Genomic DNA, 11,950 nt, shown 5'->3' with positions numbered 1-11,950 from the left:
ACCGGAAGTGAGATGGGGTGTGGCTACGGCCTCGTCCTACTCCGAGCTTATGCGCGTAGAGATGGGTGGTATGGTGTGACAGGTTTCGCCCTCTTTCTGCTATACATCGTGATGCCGTTCCCGCCAATTTCCTATCGACCCCGACCAAATTTTTTCCTACTTTTACTTGTTGTAGAAGGATAGAAGCGACGTTGATGATCGATTACTTATCAAGTTTGAATGACCCCCAGCGCGAAGCCGTCATGCACGGCGACGGACCGCTGATGATTATAGCCGGTGCCGGTTCGGGTAAGACCCGCGTACTAACCTACCGCATTGCGCACCTGATTGAAAATGGCGTCGATCCGTTCCGGATTTTGTCGTTGACTTTCACTAACAAGGCCGCTGGTGAAATGCGGAAACGCATCGAGAGCGTTGTGGGCACCGAAGCCCGCAATATCTGGATGGGTACGTTTCACTCCGTGTTTGCCAAGATTCTCCGTATCGAAGCCAAGGCCATTGGCTATACCTCCAATTTCTCAATCTACGACACCGACGACTCCAAGTCGTTGATACGGAGTATTGTGAAGGAAATGGGGCTGGACGATAAGGTTTACCGGGCCAACAGCGTCTTCGGGCGCATATCCGGGGCCAAGAACCGACTCATTGGCCCGGACGATTACATCAATAACGCGGTCATTCAGGCCGATGACGAAGCGGCCCGTATGCCTCATACCGGCCGGATCTATAAGCAGTATGCGTTACGGTGCTTCGCGGCCAATGCCATGGACTTCGATGACCTGCTGTTCAATACGAACGTTCTGTTCCGCGATCACCTGGACATACTGAACAAGTACCAGCACAAGTTTCAGCACGTGATGGTCGATGAGTTTCAGGATACCAACGTATCGCAGTACCTCATCACGCGCAAACTGGCGGCTGTTCATCAGAACATTTGTATCGTGGGCGACGATGCGCAGAGTATCTACGCCTTCCGGGGGGCCAACATCGAAAACATCCTGAACTTCCAGCGCGATTACGGCAAAGAGAATGTCAAAATCGTGAAACTGGAGGAGAACTACCGCTCGACCAATACCATTGTGCAGGCGGCCAACTCGATCATAGCCCGCAACAAAAATCAGCTGGAAAAGCACGTTTACACCTCTAACGAAGATGGGCCGCTGATCGACGTGATCAAGGCCTCGTCGGACAACGAAGAAGGGAGGCTGGTGGCTTCGTCGATTTTCGAGGCCAAGATGAACGAGTCGCTCGTAAATAACGACTTTGCCATTCTGTACCGAACCAACGCGCAGTCACGGGCCTTTGAGGAAGCCCTGCGCAAGGTGAGTATCAAATACCGGATCATTGGCGGGCTTTCGTTCTACCAGCGTAAGGAAATAAAGGACCTGATTGCCTACCTGCGGTTTACCGTAAACCAGCAGGATGAGGAAGCCTTCAAACGCATCATCAACCTGCCTAAACGGGGCATTGGCGATACGACGGTGGCCAAGATCAGCGTGATTGCGGCCGAGAAGGAAGATTCTGTCTGGGAGATCGTTGCCGAGATCAATAAGCACATTACGGGCCGGTCGGCGCTGGCCATCGAAGCGTTTGCCGATCTGATCAAAAGTTTCAAACTGCTGCTCGATAAAAAAGACGCGTTTGAGGTGGCCTCCCACATTGCCAAATCATCGGGCCTGCTCAAAGAATTGTATGACGATAAAACCGTTGAAGGGCTGGCCCGGTACGAAAACGTACAGGAGTTGCTGAACGCCATCAAGGAATTTGTCGATAGCCCCGACAACGAAGAAAAGAGCCTGGGCGCGTTCCTGCAGTCGGTATCGCTGCTGACTACGGCCGACGAAAAAGAAGACGACGGCGACAACGACCGTGTGACGCTGATGACGATCCATGCCGCCAAAGGCCTGGAGTTTAAGCATGTCAACATCGTTGGGCTGGAAGAAGACCTGTTTCCGAGCCAGATGATGCTCGAAAGCCGTAACGATCTGGAAGAAGAAAGACGGTTGTTCTACGTAGCCATCACCCGTGCCGAGAAACGCCTGACGGTTTCCTACGCCGAAACGCGGTACCATTACGGCCGTCTGAAAATGTGCGAGCCGAGCCGGTTCCTGATGGAAATAGACCAGAAGTACCTGACGGCATCGAAACACCGGGCTGCCCCCAACCGGATGGACTTTGAGCGGCCGGAGCGGGATCGGAGCGAGACCACGTCAACGGGTTCTACGGCCTTTGTCCGGTCGCTGGCCCAGAAAACGGGTCGGTCGCAGGCTCCGCAGCCACTGGTTTCGCACACACCCTCCGCCGACTTTGCGCCGACCAGCACCGCCGAACTGGCCGCCGGGCAGCGCGTTGAACACGCCAAGTTTGGTTTTGGCACCGTGAAGGCTGTCGACGTGAACGGTACGGAACGAAAAGCTACCATCGTATTCGAAAAAGCGGGCGAGAAGGTGCTGTTGCTCAGCTTCGCCAAGTTGCGCGTGGTTGTCTAAACCAGGATGTGTAAGATTTAATTGATGTTCATGACCCTATGACAACCTTACAATACCGTCTGATTCTAACACCTGAGCCTGAAGGCGGCTACACGGTCAAAGTGCCGGCTATTCGGGGGTGCATTACATATGGTGAAACAATTGAAGAAGCGATAGCCATGGCAAAAGATGCTATTGAGGGCTGTTTAGAGGTATTGAAAGAGGAGGGAGAACCAATTCCCCCAGACGATAGCCAGACGCTAGAGTATTCCTTAACGATGACGACTGAGTTGGTATGAACCTGTCACCAAAACGGTTGGTCCAACTTTTGGAGCAAAATGGTTTTTACCTAAAACGTATGGGAAAGAGCAGTCATCATATTACTACAATTCTGACTCGAAAATCACGGTTCCTGTTCCTATCCACACGAAGGATATGAAAAAAGGTACGTTTCTGGGCATACTAAAAGATGCAGGTATCGACACGTCAAATCTGGACTAATAATTGATTGAAGCGGTAAGACAAACACCTGGAAAATACAAAACGGCTCTCCTTCGTTCTTTCAGAGAGTATCTCACTATCCCGCGTCCTCAATGAATGCCAATGGTGCCATAACCGCCAGCTTGCTTTTGCTGCTTGCTTCGTTTGCTGCAAATAGCCAGCCAGGTAAAGACTCAACCGAATCGGGAGGAGGTAGAATAGAGAACCTTGGTAATCAGGTTAACTCAGAATACAACGAGATCAACCCCATGATTTCGCCCGATGGGCGTACGTTGTATTTTGCCCGGATAAGCCACCCTAACAATACCCACGGCGATAAGGGAAGCCAGGATATCTGGTACTCCGACTTCGACGAGGGCGGCAAACGGTGGGGGCCCGCCCGGCGCATGGGTTTCCCGCTCAACAAAGACGAATACAACTGTGCATACAGCATTACGCCTGATGGGCAAACAATGCTGGTGAAAGGCTCCTATAGCAACGGGAACTACGAAACGCGCGGGTTTTCGATCAGCAAGAAGACCGCCAACGGCTGGTCGCCCCCCCAGAAGATGGATATCCCGGGCTACGTCAGCATGAGCAAGGGCCAGTTCGACTGCGGGTTCATGTCGGCCGATGGTAAGGTGCTGCTGATGGCCTTCAGCGAGAAGAAAAACAGCAAAGAAGACGATATCTACGTGAGCTTCCGGCAGAAAGACGGGTCGTGGAGCAAACCTATGGATTTGGGTATCGAGGTAAATACGAAATTTACCGAAACGACGCCTTTCCTGGCCCCCGATGGCGCAACGCTTTATTTCTCCAGCAACCGCGATGGTGGGGTGGGCAGCAACGACATCTACGTCTGTAAGCGGGTCGACAAAACCTGGAAACACTGGTCGAAACCCGTTAATCTGGGACCAACCGTGAACACCGACGGCTATGATGCCTACTACACCTTATCGGCATCGGGCGATTATGCCTATCTGACAACATTCAAAAATACGCTGGGCAAAGGGGATATTGTTCGGGTTAAACTTACCGACGATCGTCCAGCCGACCAGCCGGGTAAAGTGGGTGGGAGCGGAGACGTGGCCAACAATCCCACTACCCGGCCCGATCCGGTTGCGCTCATCAGCGGCCGGGTTATCGATCAGACGACCGGCAAGCCCATAGAAGCTAAAATCATTTACCAGACGTTGCCCGACGGCGCTGAAGCGGGCGAGGCCACGTCAGATCCGATCACGGGCGAGTATAAGATCGTGTTGCCTTACGGCCAGAAGTATTCGATGCGGGCGATTGCCAAAGACTTTATTGCTGAAGGCGACAACGTCGATCTGACCCAGACCAAAGGCTTTCAGGAAATAAAAGGAAAAGAACTCAAACTGGTGCCTATCGAAGTAGGGCGGTCGATCCGGTTGAACAATATTTTCTTCGATACGGGTAAGTCAGAGCTTCGTCCCGAGTCCGGCCCCGAACTCGACCGGCTGGTGGTCACCTTCAACGAGTCGCCCAAGATGACCATCGAGGTCCGCGGGCACACGGATAATACCGGCTCTAATGAGATCAACGCTAAACTTTCGCAGGACCGGGCTGATGCAGTGCGGGAGTATTTTGTTAGCAAAGGGATTGAACCTGACCGTGTGGCCAGCAAAGGCTTTGGCGAAACCAAACCCGTATCCACCAACGACACCGATGAAGGACGCCAGCAGAACCGTCGGGTAGAATTCGTCATTCTCAAGAAGTAACAGCAGGCACCTGCCGGCGTACACTTAGTCGAGCCCCGGTCGCTGGAAGGCCCGTGCCTGCGGAAACAGCACATCCATTTCCCGGCTCATCCGGCTTAGCATGGCCATCAGGTCGAGCAGGTCGTCGGCTTTTTCGGGGAAATGATGAAGTATCGTTTCCCAGGCCCGCAATGACTGGTCGATACTGACCAGCACGAGCTTTGCTTTCCCCAGGTAGTATACCGCGAAATAAGGGTCGTTGGTAGGTTCGGTCAGGGAGCGGAGCGCTGCCTGAGTTTTTACCGGGATGAGCGTTCGGTACCAGCGAATCATCTCCCAGGCGTCTTTCAGGGCATATAGTATGGGCATGACCTCCAATTCGGTACGAAGGCCTAACCGTACTTCCAGCAGCTGTTGCCGCCCGGCTCTTCCCAGCAGCTGTTTTTCGGCCTTGAGCCACAAGCCTGTTTGTTTCAGATACTCATTAGCCAGTATAAGGACCGGGTCTGGCTGAGGCTGGCTGCTACGCACTGGTATTTCTTCGAGCAACTGCGCCTGTGCGTTGTCTGGTGCCTGAGCACCCGTTGGTTCCTGCGACTGAGCCAACCGGTCGATGTATTGTTTGGTCAGGTTTAGTGCGGCCGTGAGTTGTTGGGCCATGTTGTCTCCGTTAGCAGCCGGGGCTATCAAACCCGCTTCCAACTGAATTTGAAAGCTATTGCATCGGCTGGTAAACAAACATCGTTCGCACCAGCTATCGCAGTACGTGTAAATATTGGGAATCAGTCCATTTTGCTCATTCATCGGAAAATGTTCGATCTGTATTAATTTTATTTGGTGAATATACGAAAAGGCAAAATAAATTGTTAGTATAGTTAAGATTTTTATTCATTGGTATACGTAGTGTTCATAAAGACGAAGGCTCCTGCATTCGTTCTCCGAATTTGGCGAAACTCCTTTGGCAAACTGCTGCAACCGTTAATACATCTCTGATTGACAGAGGTTACTGGAGTGAATACATTTATGTGAAATTTAACCTGTCTTCACCTATGAGGAACATCGCCTTTATTATTTGTCTGGGCTTTATGTCATTTACCACACTAGCCCAAACCCAGCCACCGGTTACGGCGTCGTCTACTGCCCCACTGGATTCGCTTACCAAACTGGCCCAGCAGTTTATCAATAATAACCAGGCCGATTCGCTCTACGCACTGATGGGCGATGCATTCAAACAGCAGGTCTCGCGAACGAAATTGCAGGAAGTGATGGGGCAGCTGACCGGCCAGTTAGGTAAGTGGACAACTACCGAATCGCGCGGGGTTCAGGATGGGATTGCCCGCTATAAGGCAACATTTGCCATTGCTCCGCTCGATTTTTATATTAGTCAGAACAAGCAAGGGAAAGTTGAAACGTTCTTATTCAAACCACTGGAATAGCAGTGAGCCAAAATTCAGGTATCGATTCCAAACTAATTTGAAGGGCTGTAACTTATCTGGCTAACATTCTAGACCATTATGCATCTTAACGCCGGGTGTGAACTGCTGTTCGAAGCCCAAGGACCTACTCCGCTCATCCTGATGTTACGTCCCCGTTCCGGGGCAGGGCAGTGGATTATTCGCGAAGAATACCAAATTACACCTGCCGTCAACGTTACCGAGTTCACTGATATGTACGGTAACCTTTGCCAGCGGGTGGTTGCGCCGGAAGGGCCGTTCTCCATTCATTTTTCGGCTACCGTTCAAACCGCCGATTTCATCGACGTATCACCGGGCGCACCTTATACACCCGTCGAGGATTTGCCCGATGACGTACTGCATTATACGCTACCCAGCCGGTACTGTCAGTCTGACCAATTGGGAAATTTGGCCGCTCAGATTACCGAAAACACCGAGCCCGGTTATAACCAGGCCGAAGCCATTCGGAAGTGGATTAATGAAAATGTTCGGTATGAATACGGAACGAGTGATGCCAGTACTTCTGCCGTAGAAACAGCCGATAAGCGGGTGGGCGTCTGCCGTGACTTTACGCACCTGGGTATATCGCTTTGCCGGGCACTTAATATTCCGGCCCGGATGGTCGTTGGCTATCTTTACCAACTCAATCCCATGGATTTGCATGCCTGGTTCGAGGCTTATGTAGATGGCCGCTGGTTTACCTTTGACGCCACGCAGCAGCAGGCGCGCGGTAACCGGATTACAGTGGCCTACGGACGCGACGCGGCCGATGTTGCTTTTACAACTCAGTTTGGGCCAATGACGCTCAACGAAATGAAGGTCTGGGTAGATACGGTTGGCCCGGACGAAGGAGAAAACGCGATGACCGACGCTGAAAAAAACTCGGAAGACGTACCAACCCTCGTCAATTCTATAGGGTCTAATGATCAAACTGAATAGGACTATGCATCCACGACTTCTTCTACTCGCCTTGCTGGCTGCCACCACGGCTTGCCAGCGCGAGGCTGACATTCAACCCAGTGCCCAAACGCTGGCAGGTGAAGTCGCTGGTACCTACCAGACCAACGCCTATCTCGACCCATCCAGCGTCGCGCTGTCGGCCAGCCAAATGCCCTATGCGGAGTTGACAACGGAGTCTGATAGCACCGTTACGTTGGTATACACGAAATTATATCCGGTTAAAAGCAGCGAGCGTATTTCAAACGTTGTCCTGAACCGGCAGGCCGACGCTATTCAATTGCGCGTGGCCGATTCCAGTATCGGCACGCTGCAAACCGACCGTATCTTTACGAACAATGGTATGGAGAAGCAGGGTAAGCTACTCCGGGTTTCGGTTCAGAGTGATCCAAAACGGTCTTTGTACTTCGCTGGGTTTAAGTAACAGACCTGGCTGCTATACATAAAAAAAGCGCGACACCGTTGGGTATCGCGCTTTTTCTGTTGGATCTTATCTGGCTTACCGGATGGCAAACTCACCCGCACCGATGCGGAAGCCTTCTGCATACAGTTCAACCGTATACTTGCCGGGCTTGTAAGGAATACCACGGGTATAAAGCAGTTCTACATTCTGGCCGTTGCTGGTGTAGTTGACCGTTTGCTTGGTGGTGTAAATGGTTTCGTTACCATCTACGCTGAACGTTCCTGAACCGTTTGCCATATCCGAGACAACTGCTCCCTGTGGGTCCAACACCCGGACATATACGTCCTTCGGCTCTTCACGCGTCAGCGGATTGTCCAGCAGGGTATAAACCAGTTTGATTTTATCGAGCCGCTTTGCTTTGTAAGCATCGTCTTCTTTTACTTTACCTTTTGCGTTGACCGCAAATACTTTCACGTTCTGTGCTTTCAGCGCAGCAGCCCGCGTCACTTTGGTGCTTAGTTCCTGATTTTGTGTGACGACCGTCGTTACCGAATCAGTCAGCTTCTGGCGTTCCGTTTTCAGGCCGGTGTTTTCCTCGTCCAGCACTTTGACGTTCGTCGCCAGTGTTACGTTTTCGCGCTGAAGATTGGCGATAAGCGTATCTTTTTCCACCAGGAACGCTTCATATTGCTTAATCTTGGCGTCATAACGGGCCAGCGAAATGCGGCTGCCTTTACGAAGCGACGCTTTGTCGTTCTCCAGCTGCACTTTCATTTTTTCCAGTTCCGTAACGTCACCACCCAACTTCTGTACCTCGGCGATTTTGGCGTCCAGAGCCGTCGAAATCGAATCCAGTTTAACGCGGGTTGTCGAGAGTTCTTCAACGCGCTCAGAGATAGTTACCTCCTGATTCTCTGAAACTTTCTTTTGATCGAAATACAGATAACTCGATACACCTGCCAAACCAGTCATGATAATCAGAGCAGCTAACAGGGCACCGTTGGTCTTGGGTTTTTGTGGATTATTCTCCATAACAAATTTTCAGTTTAACGATTGAACATGCACTTTCTACTTGTGTAGAGGTTGTCACATCTGAATGGTTCAGGACAAGAGTATAGTTTGGCTATAGGGTCTGTGTATTTAGCGATAAACGCAGTACTGTAACGTACTACATACAGGCCGTATTGTTTGACGGAACGGGTAGATTTCGGACAAAGTTCAAAAACAAAGTCCTGACAAACAAGTCGATCAACCATATAGTCAATATATATGCTGAGTAAAACCCGGCTGTATTTCTGCCACGACCCACTTGTGGAATTAATTAACAACGAGCCATTTACTGCGTTTATGTAAGAAATAAATGTATTTATGCCCGAACTGCCCGAAGTCGAAATTCGCCGTCAATACCTGGAAACCTCGTCGCTGTTTCAAACTATTCAACACATAGAAGTAGACGATAAAAAATTACTGACAACGGATTACAGCACCCTGATCAATGCCCTCGAAGGGCGTCAGTTCGTGAGCACTCGCCGGGTAGGAAAGAACCTGTTCATCCTAACCGACGATCCTGCCGTGATCGTTAGAATGCATTTTGGTATGACCGGCGATCTGGAATATTACCACGCTTCGCTCAACCGGCCCCGCTTTGCCAGGATCGTGTTTGAGTTTGCTACAGGGTATAATCTCGGCTTCTTATGTCCCCGAAAATTTGAGCGGGTTGGTCTGGTCAGTGATATCGATGCGTATTTGCTGGAGAAAAAAATCGGTCAGGATGGCCTGGATATAACGCGTGATACCCTGGCTGATCGGGTCCGCCGTAAGAAAGCCCTCATCAAACCGGTTCTGCTCGACCAGCATGTCGTAGCCGGCCTGGGTAACTGGATCGTGGATGAAGTTCTGTTTCAGGCGTACGTACATCCTGAACAGCGTGCCGATACGCTCACCGATGGTCAGATGACTCAACTGCACCAGGCGATACAGCTGGTCCTCGAAACGGCCATTCGTTATGAGGCTACCTACCGCGATTTTCCCAATAATTTCCTGATTCATGTTCGTGAGTGGGATGATTCGCCTTACGACGATGTGGAAGCACACAACTATTGTCCCCGTTGTCGGACGCGTATCGAGCGCGCAACGGTAGGCGGTCGTACAACATTTTTCTGTCCGAAAGAACAGGTGATAAACGCGTAACCTGAAGATGGTGCAGGTGGTGAACTTGTCAGACTAATTACCGGTTATTGTATTAAATGTAGATACATGTAATAAGAACGATGCAACGTACAATCGCAGCTATTCGCACAGCCTCGCCAAACAGTGTTGGCGATGGGTTTATTGGGTTAAATGCGTTTCATCCACAGGGATCGAGGCCTTTTAATCCGTTTCTATTACTCGACCATCACGGACCGATGCAGGTTCAGCCGTCAGACCAGCCTAAAGGTGTTGATGAGCATCCACACCGGGGCTTTGAAACGGTTACAGTCGTTTATGAAGGTGCGCTGGAACACCGCGACTCGGCGGGCAACCGGGGCAAATTGTTTGCGGGCGATGTACAGTGGATGACAGCCGCATCGGGTATCATTCACGAAGAAAAACACGAGCAGGAGTTTTCCCGCCGGGGCGGCCAACTGGATTTTGTACAGCTATGGGTCAACCTGCCTGCCAAAGACAAGATGAGTCCACCCCGCTATCAGGATATAAGTTCGTCCCGTATTCCCACCGGCACTTTGCCCGGAGGTGGCCAGTTACGCGTTATAGCGGGTGAACTGAACGGCCTGCAAGGCCCGGCACATACGTTCAGTCCGGTTGTCGTGGCCGATCTGACGCTGGCTGGTGGACAAACAGAAACACTTGCCGTTCCCCTCGATTTTTCATTGATGGTTTACGTCCTGAGTGGTTCGTCGACTATTAATGGTGAACCTCTCCTGCGCGGGCAGATTGCGCTGACCAATTCCGACGGCGAAACGATCGCGGTAGGGGCATCGGACGATACCAGAGTGCTTATCCTGGCCGGAGCGCCAATCAACGAGCCGTTGGCCGTTTACGGTCCCTTTGTGATGAATACCCGGGAGGAAATCCTAGCCGCTTTCGACGATTTTCAAAATGGGCGCATGGGCGTGCTGAAGTAAAAAATGGAATTTGAGTGCGCGCGGTAGGGGCATTACCGGCACCCGAACACAATTGGCTACAGATCTTTGATGTTGCCAAATCCGATTACATCCCGGTAAGCAGGGTTGTCGCGCAGTTCGGTAGCGCGCAGAAGTTTGTCGGCACCAAACTTCGTCTTCATACTGTACAATGTTTTCCGGAGCTTGTCTTTCCGGGAGTTGTCGTCGAACAGGCTCAACGGCAGGGCTTCGGCGGGAATGAAACGGAAAACAGCTACACACATGCTTCTCAGGTGTTCGTTGAGCACCGGTTCGCACTGGTGCGCTTGCTGAAAGGTAAGCAGCCGCTGGCTGATGATCTCGTATAGTTCGGGACCGTCCTGCTTCGGATCAGAGAAGCGCACTTCGTAGTTATACGTCTTCCCGCTTTGATAGCGGCAGGAAAACGAAAGTTCCTGACAAAATACCTGCTGCCGGACCATGCGCCGTTCAAGCGTCAGGCAAAGGGACAACAGGAGTTCATCCAGCCGTTCGGGTGTGCTGCGCTGCCCAGCCGATACCGTTCGCATAGCCGACATGCTTTTGTAGGTGTCGTTGGTGTCCAGATCTACTTCGCCCTTAAAATTTAGTCGCAAGTGCCAATGCCAGCCAACGATACTTTTACAAACGGCTTTCAGGTGATCGGGGGTGGCATAACGCAGGGCCAGGGGCGTATGGATACCGCCATCCTGTAGCCGTGCGGCCATGCCCTGGCCAATACCCGGCAAATCGGTCAGGCGTAGAGAGCCTAACACCGCGTCGATCGTTTCGGGAGTAATAATGGTGAGTCCATCAGGCTTTTGAATGTCTGACGCCAGTTTCGCCAGAAAAACATTGGGTGCAATGCCGATGGAACACCGGAGGTAGTCGCCCACTTCCTGCCGGATCGCCTGCTTTATGTCGTTCGCCACTTTGCTCATGTCTTTATAAGCCAGTTGATAATTGGTCAGATCGACAACGGCTTCATCGATGCTTTTAGGGACAACATCGTCGGAGAATTTTTTGAGCACGTCTATGATTTTGACGTGATATTCGCGGTAGCGGCTGGGGTGTGTCTCTATGGGGATCAGATCGGGACAAATGACCATAGCTTCGTCCAGCCGCATACCTGTTTTAACGCCCTGCTTTTTCGCTTCAACTGAGGGCGCAATGATACAACCCTGCCTGCCGGTATAGACGCACACGCCCACCGGCCGCCCCCGCAACCAGAAATTAACCTGTTGCTCACAGGAGGCAAAGAAGCTATTCATATCAACGAATAACACGGTGGGATGAACATGTTCGACAAGTCGGTTCCGATCCATCAATTGTTAAATAAGAAAGT

Annotated in this window: 12 protein-coding genes; 9 read left to right on the top strand and 3 right to left on the bottom strand. The window is 51.4% G+C overall.

Translation table 11 applies throughout. The features are described from left to right. Window positions 1-194: 194 nt before the first annotated feature. The 4 genes from FH603_RS03265 (at window position 195) to FH603_RS03250 (ending at window position 4,690) form a co-directional block, all read left to right on the top strand. Complete coding sequence (locus tag FH603_RS03265; protein ID WP_186736016.1) at window positions 195-2,489, top strand: ATP-dependent helicase; 2,295 nt, start codon at window positions 195-197, stop codon at window positions 2,487-2,489. A 38-nt stretch (window positions 2,490-2,527) separates the two neighbouring features. Further along, a complete protein-coding gene (locus tag FH603_RS03260; protein WP_186736015.1) occupies window positions 2,528-2,767 on the top strand; it encodes a type II toxin-antitoxin system HicB family antitoxin in 240 nt (79 codons plus the stop codon). Continuing rightward, entirely contained in the window at window positions 2,754-2,969 is a 216-nt protein-coding gene (locus tag FH603_RS03255) for a type II toxin-antitoxin system HicA family toxin (RefSeq protein ID WP_235985240.1), read from the top strand. Before FH603_RS03260 ends, FH603_RS03255 begins: the two co-directional genes overlap by 14 nt. Window positions 2,970-3,061: 92 nt before the next feature. After that, on the top strand, window positions 3,062-4,690 hold the full coding sequence (locus FH603_RS03250) for an OmpA family protein (RefSeq protein WP_186736014.1): 1,629 nt from the start codon (window positions 3,062-3,064) through the stop codon (window positions 4,688-4,690). 24 nt (window positions 4,691-4,714) lie between these two features. Here the strand turns inward: FH603_RS03250 and FH603_RS03245 are convergent, their stop codons facing one another. Beyond that, window positions 4,715-5,329 (bottom strand): hypothetical protein, encoded by a 615-nt coding sequence (locus tag FH603_RS03245; RefSeq protein ID WP_235985223.1) that lies wholly within the window; start codon window positions 5,327-5,329, stop codon window positions 4,715-4,717. A 389-nt stretch (window positions 5,330-5,718) separates the two neighbouring features. Between FH603_RS03245 and FH603_RS03240 the strand changes: the two genes are divergently transcribed. The 3 genes from FH603_RS03240 to FH603_RS03230 all read left to right on the top strand — a co-directional run bounded on the left by FH603_RS03240 (window position 5,719) and on the right by FH603_RS03230 (window position 7,504). Next, a complete protein-coding gene (locus FH603_RS03240; RefSeq protein ID WP_186736011.1) occupies window positions 5,719-6,105 on the top strand; it encodes a hypothetical protein in 387 nt (128 codons plus the stop codon). Window positions 6,106-6,183: 78 nt separating this feature from the next. Then, window positions 6,184-7,062 (top strand): transglutaminase domain-containing protein, encoded by an 879-nt coding sequence (locus FH603_RS03235; RefSeq protein WP_186736010.1) that lies wholly within the window; start codon window positions 6,184-6,186, stop codon window positions 7,060-7,062. A gap of 4 nt (window positions 7,063-7,066) precedes the next feature. Then, complete coding sequence (locus tag FH603_RS03230) at window positions 7,067-7,504, top strand: hypothetical protein (RefSeq protein WP_186736009.1); 438 nt, start codon at window positions 7,067-7,069, stop codon at window positions 7,502-7,504. A 75-nt stretch (window positions 7,505-7,579) separates the two neighbouring features. On the opposite strand, the gene FH603_RS03225 is transcribed toward FH603_RS03230, so the two are convergent. Beyond that, a complete protein-coding gene (locus tag FH603_RS03225) occupies window positions 7,580-8,515 on the bottom strand; it encodes a hypothetical protein (RefSeq protein ID WP_186736008.1) in 936 nt (311 codons plus the stop codon). Window positions 8,516-8,851: 336 nt separating this feature from the next. Between FH603_RS03225 and FH603_RS03220 the strand changes: the two genes are divergently transcribed. After that, window positions 8,852-9,673: an Fpg/Nei family DNA glycosylase gene (locus tag FH603_RS03220; RefSeq protein WP_186736007.1), complete on the top strand. Its 822-nt coding sequence runs from the start codon at window positions 8,852-8,854 to the stop codon at window positions 9,671-9,673. Window positions 9,674-9,753: 80 nt separating this feature from the next. After that, entirely contained in the window at window positions 9,754-10,608 is an 855-nt protein-coding gene (locus FH603_RS03215; RefSeq protein ID WP_186736006.1) for a pirin family protein, read from the top strand. A 56-nt stretch (window positions 10,609-10,664) separates the two neighbouring features. On the opposite strand, the gene FH603_RS03210 is transcribed toward FH603_RS03215, so the two are convergent. Continuing rightward, entirely contained in the window at window positions 10,665-11,930 is a 1,266-nt protein-coding gene (locus FH603_RS03210; RefSeq protein ID WP_186736005.1) for a DNA polymerase Y family protein, read from the bottom strand. Window positions 11,931-11,950: the final 20 nt, after the last annotated feature.

The organism is Spirosoma utsteinense (genome assembly GCF_014282275.1).
Lineage (GTDB): Bacteria > Bacteroidota > Bacteroidia > Cytophagales > Spirosomataceae > Spirosoma > Spirosoma utsteinense.
The sequence above is the reverse complement of the archived record's forward strand: the minus strand, read 5'-3'. Positions and strand labels throughout refer to the sequence as shown.

Bases quoted from the DNA above. Each gene is read 5' to 3' on its own strand.
- FH603_RS03220 (WP_186736007.1), top strand. From the start codon at position 8,852: ATGCCCGAACTGCCCGAAGTCGAAATTCGCCGTCAATACCTGGAAACC.
- FH603_RS03260 (WP_186736015.1), top strand. From the start codon at position 2,528: ATGACAACCTTACAATACCGTCTGATTCTAACACCTGAGCCTGAAGGC.
- FH603_RS03235 (WP_186736010.1), top strand. From the start codon at position 6,184: ATGCATCTTAACGCCGGGTGTGAACTGCTGTTCGAAGCCCAAGGACCT.
- FH603_RS03265 (WP_186736016.1), top strand. From the start codon at position 195: ATGATCGATTACTTATCAAGTTTGAATGACCCCCAGCGCGAAGCCGTC.
- FH603_RS03245 (WP_235985223.1), bottom strand. From the start codon at position 5,329: ATGGCCCAACAACTCACGGCCGCACTAAACCTGACCAAACAATACATC.
- FH603_RS03250 (WP_186736014.1), top strand. From the start codon at position 3,062: ATGAATGCCAATGGTGCCATAACCGCCAGCTTGCTTTTGCTGCTTGCT.
- FH603_RS03230 (WP_186736009.1), top strand. From the start codon at position 7,067: ATGCATCCACGACTTCTTCTACTCGCCTTGCTGGCTGCCACCACGGCT.
- FH603_RS03240 (WP_186736011.1), top strand. From the start codon at position 5,719: ATGAGGAACATCGCCTTTATTATTTGTCTGGGCTTTATGTCATTTACC.
- FH603_RS03225 (WP_186736008.1), bottom strand. From the start codon at position 8,515: ATGGAGAATAATCCACAAAAACCCAAGACCAACGGTGCCCTGTTAGCT.
- FH603_RS03210 (WP_186736005.1), bottom strand. From the start codon at position 11,930: ATGGATCGGAACCGACTTGTCGAACATGTTCATCCCACCGTGTTATTC.
- FH603_RS03215 (WP_186736006.1), top strand. From the start codon at position 9,754: ATGCAACGTACAATCGCAGCTATTCGCACAGCCTCGCCAAACAGTGTT.